General features: G+C 69.3%; 9 protein-coding genes and 1 pseudogene. All 10 read right to left on the bottom strand.

Features of this window, described 5'->3' with window-relative positions:
• Window positions 1-59: 59 nt before the first annotated feature.
• Window positions 60-494, bottom strand: a complete 435-nt coding sequence (gene nusB / locus ACFWP5_RS41465) for a transcription antitermination factor NusB (RefSeq protein ID WP_384169407.1) — start codon at window positions 492-494, stop codon at window positions 60-62.
• 2 nt (window positions 495-496) lie between these two features.
• Window positions 497-1,063, bottom strand: coding sequence for an elongation factor P (gene efp, locus ACFWP5_RS41460; RefSeq protein WP_019059745.1), 567 nt, complete (start codon window positions 1,061-1,063; stop codon window positions 497-499).
• Between the two features lie 50 nt (window positions 1,064-1,113).
• A complete protein-coding gene (locus ACFWP5_RS41455; RefSeq protein WP_384169403.1) occupies window positions 1,114-2,220 on the bottom strand; it encodes an aminopeptidase P family protein in 1,107 nt (368 codons plus the stop codon).
• A 150-nt stretch (window positions 2,221-2,370) separates the two neighbouring features.
• On the bottom strand, window positions 2,371-3,201 hold the full coding sequence (locus tag ACFWP5_RS41450) for a Pro-rich N-terminal domain-containing protein (RefSeq protein WP_384169399.1): 831 nt from the start codon (window positions 3,199-3,201) through the stop codon (window positions 2,371-2,373).
• Between the two features lie 286 nt (window positions 3,202-3,487).
• The gene (gene aroB, locus ACFWP5_RS41445) at window positions 3,488-4,579 is read right to left on the bottom strand and encodes a 3-dehydroquinate synthase (protein ID WP_384169396.1); all 1,092 of its coding nucleotides are present in this window, start codon (window positions 4,577-4,579) and stop codon (window positions 3,488-3,490) included.
• Window positions 4,576-5,094 (bottom strand): shikimate kinase, encoded by a 519-nt coding sequence (locus ACFWP5_RS41440; RefSeq protein ID WP_384169393.1) that lies wholly within the window; start codon window positions 5,092-5,094, stop codon window positions 4,576-4,578. The genes aroB and ACFWP5_RS41440 overlap by 4 nt, the downstream gene beginning before the upstream one ends.
• Window positions 5,091-6,275 (bottom strand): chorismate synthase, encoded by a 1,185-nt coding sequence (aroC, locus tag ACFWP5_RS41435; protein ID WP_328684516.1) that lies wholly within the window; start codon window positions 6,273-6,275, stop codon window positions 5,091-5,093. The genes ACFWP5_RS41440 and aroC overlap by 4 nt, the downstream gene beginning before the upstream one ends.
• Before the next feature lie 285 nt (window positions 6,276-6,560).
• Window positions 6,561-6,996: pseudogene (locus tag ACFWP5_RS41430) on the bottom strand (transposase); the annotation flags it as partial.
• Window positions 6,997-7,005: 9 nt separating this feature from the next.
• Window positions 7,006-7,623, bottom strand: coding sequence for an NADPH-dependent F420 reductase (locus ACFWP5_RS41425; protein WP_384169390.1), 618 nt, complete (start codon window positions 7,621-7,623; stop codon window positions 7,006-7,008).
• Window positions 7,624-7,723: 100 nt separating this feature from the next.
• Window positions 7,724-8,578: an LLM class flavin-dependent oxidoreductase gene (locus tag ACFWP5_RS41420; RefSeq protein ID WP_384169387.1), complete on the bottom strand. Its 855-nt coding sequence runs from the start codon at window positions 8,576-8,578 to the stop codon at window positions 7,724-7,726.
• Window positions 8,579-8,640 lie beyond the last annotated feature (62 nt).

Here is an 8,640-nt window from a genome sequence, read left to right as displayed (position 1 = left end):
GCTGGGGTCGCGCTGCGGGCCCTCCGGCGTTCTCCGTGCTGCTTTACGTGTCGTGCTGCTTACGCCTCGTCCCGGCGCAGCGAGGGCTTCAGGTCCTTGAAACGGCCCAGCAGGCCGTTGACGAACGAGGGCGACTCGTCCGTGGAGAACTCCTTCGCCAACTGCACCATCTCGTCCAGGACGACGGCGTCCGGGGTCGCGTCGACCCAGATCAGCTCGTACGCCCCGAGACGCAGGATGTTGCGGTCCACGACCGGCATGCGGTCGAGCGTCCAGCCGACCGAGTACTGCGCGATGAGGTCGTCGATCCGGCGCGCGTGCTGCGCGTACCCCTCGACCAGCTCCATCGTGTACTCGCTCACCGGCGGCTGCCGAGTGTCGTCCCGGGAGAGCCGGATCCAGTCCGCGAGGACCGTGAGCACGTCGGCGTCGCGCTGGTCGCCCTCGAAGAGGATCTGGAAGGCGCGCTTGCGGGCCGTATTGCGGGCAGCCACGGTTAGCTGTTCACCCGGCCGAGGTAGTCGCTGGAGCGGGTGTCGACCTTGATCTTCTCACCGGTGGTGATGAAGAGCGGGACCTGGATCTGGTAGCCGGTCTCCAGGGTGGCGGGCTTGGTGCCACCGGTGGAGCGGTCGCCCTGGACGCCGGGCTCGGTCTCCTGGATGACCAGCTCGACGGCGGCCGGCAGCTCGACGAAGAGCACCTCGCCCTCGTGCTGGGCGACCGTGGCGGTAAAGCCCTCGATCAGGAAGTTGGCGGCGTCGCCGACGGCCTTGCGGTCGACCATGAGCTGGTCGTAGGTCTCCATGTCCATGAAGACGAAGTACTCGCCGTCCATGTACGAGAACTGCATGTCGCGCTTGTCGACAGTGGCCGTCTCGACCTTGACGCCGGCGTTGAACGTCTTGTCGACGACCTTGCCGGAGAGCACGTTCTTGAGCTTGGTGCGCACGAAGGCAGGGCCCTTGCCGGGCTTGACGTGCTGGAACTCGACGACGGACCAGAGCTGGCCCCCGTCGAGCTTGAGCACCAGGCCGTTCTTGAGGTCGTTCGTGGAAGCCACGGTTGCGGAATCTCCTGGACTGACGTGGACGACCCAGGGGCACGCGCAAGCTAGAGCGCGAGCAGTTCCTTGGTCGTGATGGTGAGTAGCTCGGGTCCGCCGTCCGCCTCAGGGCGCACGACGAGCGTGTCATCGATCCGGACACCACCCCGGCCCGGGAGGTGAACCCCCGGTTCGACGGTGACCGGCACGCAAGCGTCCAGTTTACCCATGGCCGCGGGGGCCAGCTGCGGCTCCTCGTCGATTTCGAGCCCGACACCGTGGCCGGTGAGCGCCGCGAGGCCCTCCGAGTACCCCGCGGAGTCCAGCACCTGGCGGGCCACGCGGTCCACATCGCGGTAGGCGGCACCAGGGGTCAGGGACTCCCGCGCGGCCCTCTGGGCGGCGAAGACGAGGTCGTACAGCTCGATCTGCCAGTCGGCGGGAGAGGTCCCGATGACGAAGGTACGGCCGATCTCGCAACGGTATCCGCGATAGGTGGCACCGAGGCAGACAGAAAGGAAATCTCCCTCCTCGACCCGGCGGTCGGTCGGCCGGTGACCGCGTCTGCCCGAGTGCGGGCCGGTGGCGACGGAGGTGGCGAAGGCGGGGCCGTCGGCGCCGTGGTCGACGAGCCGTCGCTCCAGTTCGAGGGCGAGATGGCGTTCGGTGCGGCCGACGAGGATCGACTCCAGCAGCTCTCCGAGGGCCTGGTCGGCGATCTCGGCGCCGATTCTCAGACAGGAGATCTCCTCCTCGTCCTTGACGACCCGCAGCTGCTCGACCGCGCCGCCGATGTCGGTGAGGCGGAGCGTCGGGGCGACCGAGCGGAGGGCTCGGTGGCGGGCCACCGTGAGGTGGTGTTCCTCTACGGCCATGGATTCGGCGCCGTACGCTCCCGCGAGGTCGGCGGCGGCTACGGCGGGGTCGCCGTCAGGTCCGGGAAGCGTGTGGATGCGCAGTGTCTCGTCGGGGCGACCCTCGGAGGGGCGCTCGTCCGGCGGGCTCGCGCAGACCAGCATGTCGTCGCGCCTGCCCAGCAGCAGAACGGTGCCCTGCGGAACTGGTCCCGACAGGTAGCGCACGTTGGCTGGGCTGGTGACCAGCGCGGATTGGCTGCCGCCGGCTTGGGCTCGTTCCCTCAGCCTCGCTCGGCGGGCTGCGTAGACCTCTGACATGAGATGAGCGTAGGAGCGGTGGCTGGATTGTGCCGGTTGGGAGAGTGCCGTTCGGGGGATGGGAGTGCGCTTTGGGTTGTTCGCCGAGTGCGGGCCGGTGGGGGCTCAGCGCGCAGTTCCCCGCGCCCCTAAAAAAACAAGTCCCGTTCGCTACCAGCTCGGGGGGCTCGCTATGGATCGTGCCAGGACGTCGTTCAGGACCTGGGCCGTCTGCTGTACGTCCATCTGGGAGTTGTCGATGATCGGGAGGCCCGAGCCGTACCAACCCGCCATGCGGCCGTGGATGCGGGCGACCTCCTCGTCGGTGAGGCGGCGGTTGCCCGAGCGTTCGGCGTTGCGTTCCAGGACGATTTCCAGGCCCGGGAGGAGGACGACGGGGAGGAGGCCGGGGCCCACGTGACGTTTCCAGCCACCGAGGCCGACGACCGGGCGGTCGGGGAAGACCGCGTCGTCGAGGATGCAGGAGATGCCGTTGGCGAGGAAGTTGCGGGCGGCGAAGCCGCAGGTGCGGCGGGCCAGGCGGTACTGGGCCTCGGAGTGGTCGTTCCATCCGGACTGGGGGTCGGCGAAGCCCGAGCGGACCCATTCGCGTACGTCGTCGAGGCTGATGTGGGCGGTGGGGACCCGGCGGTGGTCCGCCCAGTACTTGGCGACGCTCGTCTTGCCCGCGCCTGCGGGGCCGATGAGCAGCACCGCGAGGGTCGTGGAGGTCGGGTCGGGGGCCGCGGTGGCGGGCGGCGCGCTCGGCATGGGCACGGGGCCGCCCGGCGGGAGCTGGACATGGCCGGTGGTGTCCGGTGCGTGGCGCGGGACCGCGTGCGGCAGCGGCGGGGTGGGCGCAAAGCCCGGGGCCGGTGGCGGCACGGGCGCCGGGCCCGGATGGTGCGGGCCCGAGTGTTGTCCGGCCGGGGACCAACCGGTGGTCGGTCCCTGCCCCGGCTGGTGGGGCGGCGGCAGCGGAGACCCCACTGCGTGCTGCATCCGGTGCCACTCCGTCTCGTCTTTTCTGGCTCGTTCACCTCCGGGGCGCTGAAGCCGGTGTCGAGACCACGCTCGTGCTCACCCCTTCGGGCCTCCGCGCGAGCACGGTCTCACCTCCGGCGCGCCCCTTCGGCTCACTCGCGGCAGGCAATTGGCGCTGGCAGCGGGCCCGAACCCGCTTCCTACCGAACGGTACCTTCCCCGGCCGCCATTTGGTGAACGGCCGGGGAGGGGCCGAAGTGCCCATCCACGCAAGGCAATTCGGACGGAAGGGTCTTGGCGGGACTTACTCGCCCACTTCGCCGTACGCGGCGAGCAGGACGGCCGGGTCGGGGCCCTCCAGGACCGTCGGCTTGGCGAGGCCGTCGAGGACGATGAAGCGGAGCAGGTCGCCGCGGGACTTCTTGTCGACCCTCATGGTCTCCAGGAGCTTGGGCCACTGGTCGTAGCGGTAGCTGAGCGGCAGGCCGACCGATTCGAGGACCGTGCGGTGCCGGTCCGCCGTCGCGTCGTCCAACCGGCCCGCGAGACGGCCGAGTTCAGCCGCGAAGTGCATGCCTACGGCCACTGCGGCGCCGTGGCGCCACTTGTAGCGCTCGTTCTTCTCGATGGCGTGGGCGAGGGTGTGACCGTAGTTGAGGATCTCGCGCAGGCCCGACTCCTTGAGGTCGGCGGAGACAACCTCGGCCTTGACCTTGATGGAGCGTTCGATGAGTTCGGCGGTGTGCGGTCCGGCCGGGGTGCGGGCGGACTCCGGGTCGGACTCGATGAGTTCGAGGATCACCGGGTCGGCGATGAAGCCGGCCTTGATGATCTCGGCGAGCCCGGAGACGTAGTCGTTGACCGGGAGGGAGTCCAGCGCGGCGAGGTCGCAGAGCACACCGGCCGGCGGGTGGAAGGAGCCGACCAGGTTCTTGCCCTCGGCGGTGTTGATGCCGGTCTTGCCGCCGACGGCCGCGTCGACCATGGCGAGCACGGTCGTCGGTACGGCGATCCAGCGGACCCCGCGCAGCCAGGTCGCGGCGACGAATCCGGCCAGGTCGGTGGTGGAGCCGCCGCCGACACCGACGATGACGTCGGAGCGGGTGAAGCCGGACTGGCCCAGGGCCTTCCAGCAGTAGGCGGCGACCTCGGCGGTCTTGGCCTCCTCCGCGTTGGGCACCTGGATGGCGACGGCCTCGAAGCCCTGCCCTGCCAGGTCCGCGCGCAGCGCCTCGCCCGTCTCGGCGAGCGCCTCGGGGTGGACGATCGCGACCCGCTTGACCCGGTCGCCGATCAACCCGCCCAGTTCGCCCAGGAGTTGACGGCCCACCAGGACCTCGTACGGGTCGCTGCCCGCCGTGCCGCCGACCTGGATCCGCGTCACTGACTCGCTCATGCTTCCTTCAACTCCAGTGCGTCCAGGACGGCTTGGGTGACGTCCTCGGGGGTGCGGCTGTCGGTGGGTACGACGGCCTGCGCGACCTCGGCGTACAAGTGGCGCCTGGCTTCCATCAGTTCGCGCCACTGCTTGCGCGGGTTGATGGTGAGCAACGGGCGGGCCGCGTTGAGGCCGGTGCGCTTGACCGCTTCGTCCACGTCCATGGAGAGGTAGACGACCCGGTGTCCGGCGAGCAGCGCGCGCGTGTCCTCGTCGAGGATCGAACCGCCGCCGAGTGCGAGGACGCCGTCGTGCCCGGCGAGTGCCTGGTGCACGGCGCGCTTCTCGATGGCACGGAAGACGGGCTCGCCCTCGTCGACGAAGATCTCGGCGATGGTGCGGCCCTCGGCGGCCACGATGTCGTCGTCGGTGTCCCGGTAGGCGACGCCGAGCCGCTCGGCGAGCTGCTGCCCGACGGTGGACTTGCCGACGCCCATGGGACCGACCAGGACGACGAGCGGGATCGCGGTCACCGGACGACCAGGTTCTCGAGGTACGAGCGGACGTTGCGGCGGGTCTCGGGCACCGAGTCGCCGCCGAACTTCTCCGCGACCGCGTCCGCGAGGACCAGCGCGACCATCGCCTCGGCGACGATGCCGGCGGCCGGGACCGCGGACACGTCGGAGCGCTGGTGGTGGGCCTGGGTGGCCTCGCCGGTGACGACGTCGACGGTCTGCAGGGCGCGCGGCACGGTCGCGATGGGCTTCATCGCGGCGCGTACGCGCAACAGCTCGCCCGTGCTCAGGCCGCCCTCGGTGCCACCGGAACGACCCGAGACCCGCCGAATACCCTCATCGGTGTTGACGATCTCGTCGTGCGCCTGCGAACCGGGCACCCGAGCGAGCTCGAAACCGTCACCGATCTCGACGCCCTTGATCGCCTGGATACCCATGAGGGCACCGGCGAGACGGGCGTCCAACTTACGGTCCCAGTGCACGTGCGACCCAAGACCGACAGGGACGCCGTAGGCAAGGATCTCGACCACGCCACCCAGCGTGTCGCCGTCCTTGTGGGCCTGGTCGATCTCCGCGACCATCGCCTTCGACGCGTCGGCGTCCAGGCAGCGCACGGGATCCGCGTCCAGCTTCTCGACATCGGCCGGCGTCGGCAGCACACCCTGCGGCGCCTTGGCGGAGGCCAGTTCGACGACGTGCGAGACGATCTCGATACCGGCCGTCTCCTTGATGTACGACCGGGCGACGGCGCCCAGCGCGACACGGGCCGCGGTCTCCCTTGCCGACGCACGCTCCAGGATCGGCCGGGCCTCGTCGAAGCCGTACTTCTGCATACCGGCGAGGTCGGCGTGGCCGGGACGCGGCCGGGTCAGCGGAGCGTTACGGGCGAGCCCCGCCAGGATCTCGGGATCGACCGGGTCGGCCGCCATGACCTGCTCCCACTTGGGCCACTCGGTGTTGCCCACCATGATGGCGACCGGGGAACCGAGGGTGAGGCCATGCCGGACACCGCCGAGGAAGGTGACCTCGTCGCGCTCGAACTTCATGCGCGCGCCGCGTCCATAGCCGAGCCGGCGCCGGGCCAGGTGGTCCGCCACCATGTCCGTGGTGATCGGCACGCCGGCGGGAAGGCCCTCCAGCGTCGCCACGAGTGCGGGACCGTGGGACTCCCCCGCGGTCAGCCAGCGCAACCTGCTCAACGGTGCTCCTCATGCTCGCGCCCTGGTACTGCTGCGTACGCGCGTCCTCGCATACGACGACGACGTGACCGGGTGCGCGGCCCTGGCCCGCCGCCCCCGATCCTCCCACGTCCGGGGCACGGACCTGGCCGACGGTCCAGGGGTCGGACGCGGGGTGGTGGGGGTGGCGGTCGGCGGGAACCTTCTCGCTCCGCTGTTCCGGGCCAAGGTCAGGGGTTGACTGACGGTCGCTTGGCTGCCCTTGCGGGGCTACGAAGACGGTAATGGGAATGGGGATGGGGCTCTTCACAATCGAGGGTGTAGTCGGGGCCTGAACCCGCCGGACTCGAGCAGGAATCTGGCGATGTAGTTGGTGAGGTTGCGAAACCCGAGGGCTGAGCCGCGTAGGTGCTCGAGCCGTCCATTGATGGCCTCCGTCGGTCCGTTGCTCGTGCCGGGCCGGTCGAAGTAGGCCGGAACATCGTCGGCACGCTGCTTGAGGGTCCGTCCGTCCAAGGGTGATCAGTTCGCTCAGCACCGTTGGGACGCCGTCGCTGACGGACTCGATGAGCTTTACCATCAGCTCGCGACCCTTGACGCGGTCGGGTTCGCGGTAGGCGGCGATCATCCGTTGGTAGATTCCCCAGGTCGCCTCGACCTGGACGTGGTCCTCGCCGTCGAACAACGCGACGAGGCGGTCCTTCTGCTTCTTGGTGAGGAGATCGGCGCCGGTGTGCAGGGTCCCATGTGTTCAGTTGACTTCTGCGCCGAGGGCGATGTCGAAGCCTGCGCCGTGGCGGGCCAGCCCCATTAGCAGGAGGCCGGTCCATTCGAGGACCGACGCCATCTGGAGCCCTCCGGCGTCGAGAGGCCGCAAGCCGATGCTCTTCAGAAACGCCGCGACTTGGGCCTTCGCCTCGGCGTCGTCGCCGGCAAGAAACGCGTCCAGGGGCGTGTCGTGAGCGAGGACGTGGCCGAATATCGAGTTCAACGCCTTCACGACCGGTGTGCCCTCGGGGGCGGCAGCGGCGATCTCCTGGGCCGCCGAGCGGCCTGAGTTGGTCGCGAGCCCGTCGGCGTCGGCGTTGAAGGGATTGGAGATGTCGACGAGGATCTTGCCGGCCAACGCGCCGTCGTAGCGAATGACCACGTCGACTGCGCCGGTGTACGGGACGGCCACGATGACGATGTCACCTGCCGGCGTTGCACCGAACGCGCCGACGGTGGTTCCACTGCCGATCTCGTCGGCCAGCATCTGAGCCTTGGCGGTGTTGCGGCTCATGAGCTCGACGGCGTGGCCGTGCTTGGCTGCCCGAGTGCCGATGGCGGTGGCCATGTTGCCCGAGCCAATGATGCTGATGGTGGTCATGACGTGTTCCTTCGCTGTCCATGGAGCTGGCGGTAAGGAGTGTGTTGCTGGTCTGACGGGCTGCATCAAGCGCTTTGGCCACGCAGCATTGGCTCGCGGACTAGTTGCGTTCGCGGGCGACGTGTTCGCGTACCGCGGGGATGGTTTCAGCGGCGAAGCGCTCGATTACGTCCGGGTCGTCGCTGGCCAGGATGAAGACGCTGACACCGTCCTCGACGGCCATCTGGGCCAGTGCCTCCGCGGTCTGCTGACCCGGGAAGATGTTCAGCAGCCTGGTGATCTCGCGGGGGGCGCGGCCGGCGGCCCGCGCGGCGTCGTCGATGATCGCGTTTCCCTTCGGGAGGCCACCTGGCTCCATGACCGGCAGCGACGGCAGCCAGCCATCGGCCTTACGTCCCACCAGGCCCTGCATCTTCGGCTTGTGGGCTCCGATCCAGATCGGGATCTCGTGTGCAGGCGCGGGTCCGCGCTCGGCGCCGTGGACCGAATAGAACTCCCCGTCGACATCCAGTCGGCCGGGCCCGTCGGCGTCCCACACCCCGCGGATCACGTCGATCGCCTCGCTCAACGCCGCCACTGACTGCATCGGCGTCAATCGACGTCCGCCGATCGCCTGCACCGCATCCCAGTAGAAGCCGGCCCCGAGCCCGAGGCTCATCCGACCACCGGAGAGCAGGTCGAGGCTGGCGGCCGCGCGGGCGAGCACGGCGGGGGGCTGACGCAGCGGCAAGTTGAGCACATTGCCAGACAGACCGATGCGCTCGGTCCGCGCGGCCACCCAACTCAGCAGAGTCCAGGTATCGAGAAAGCTCGACTGGTAAGGGTGATCCTGGAAGGTCACGAAGTCGAACCCGAGCCGCTCACTGAGCTGCGCCAACTCGACCGGACGGGTCGCCGGGGAGTTCGTGGGACCAATGAATGTTGCGAAACGCAGGGGATGACCATAGTCAGGCATCGATGTCTCCTTCAGTCGTTCGTGCGTGGTCAGCCGCGACGCGCGACGTCGTCGCCCACGGC

The sequence above is a fragment of the Streptomyces sp. NPDC058469 genome, from assembly GCF_042721125.1.
In the GTDB taxonomy this organism is placed as follows: domain Bacteria; phylum Actinomycetota; class Actinomycetes; order Streptomycetales; family Streptomycetaceae; genus Streptomyces.
Note: the sequence above shows the minus strand (reverse complement) of the source record. Positions and strands in the feature narration are given on the sequence as shown.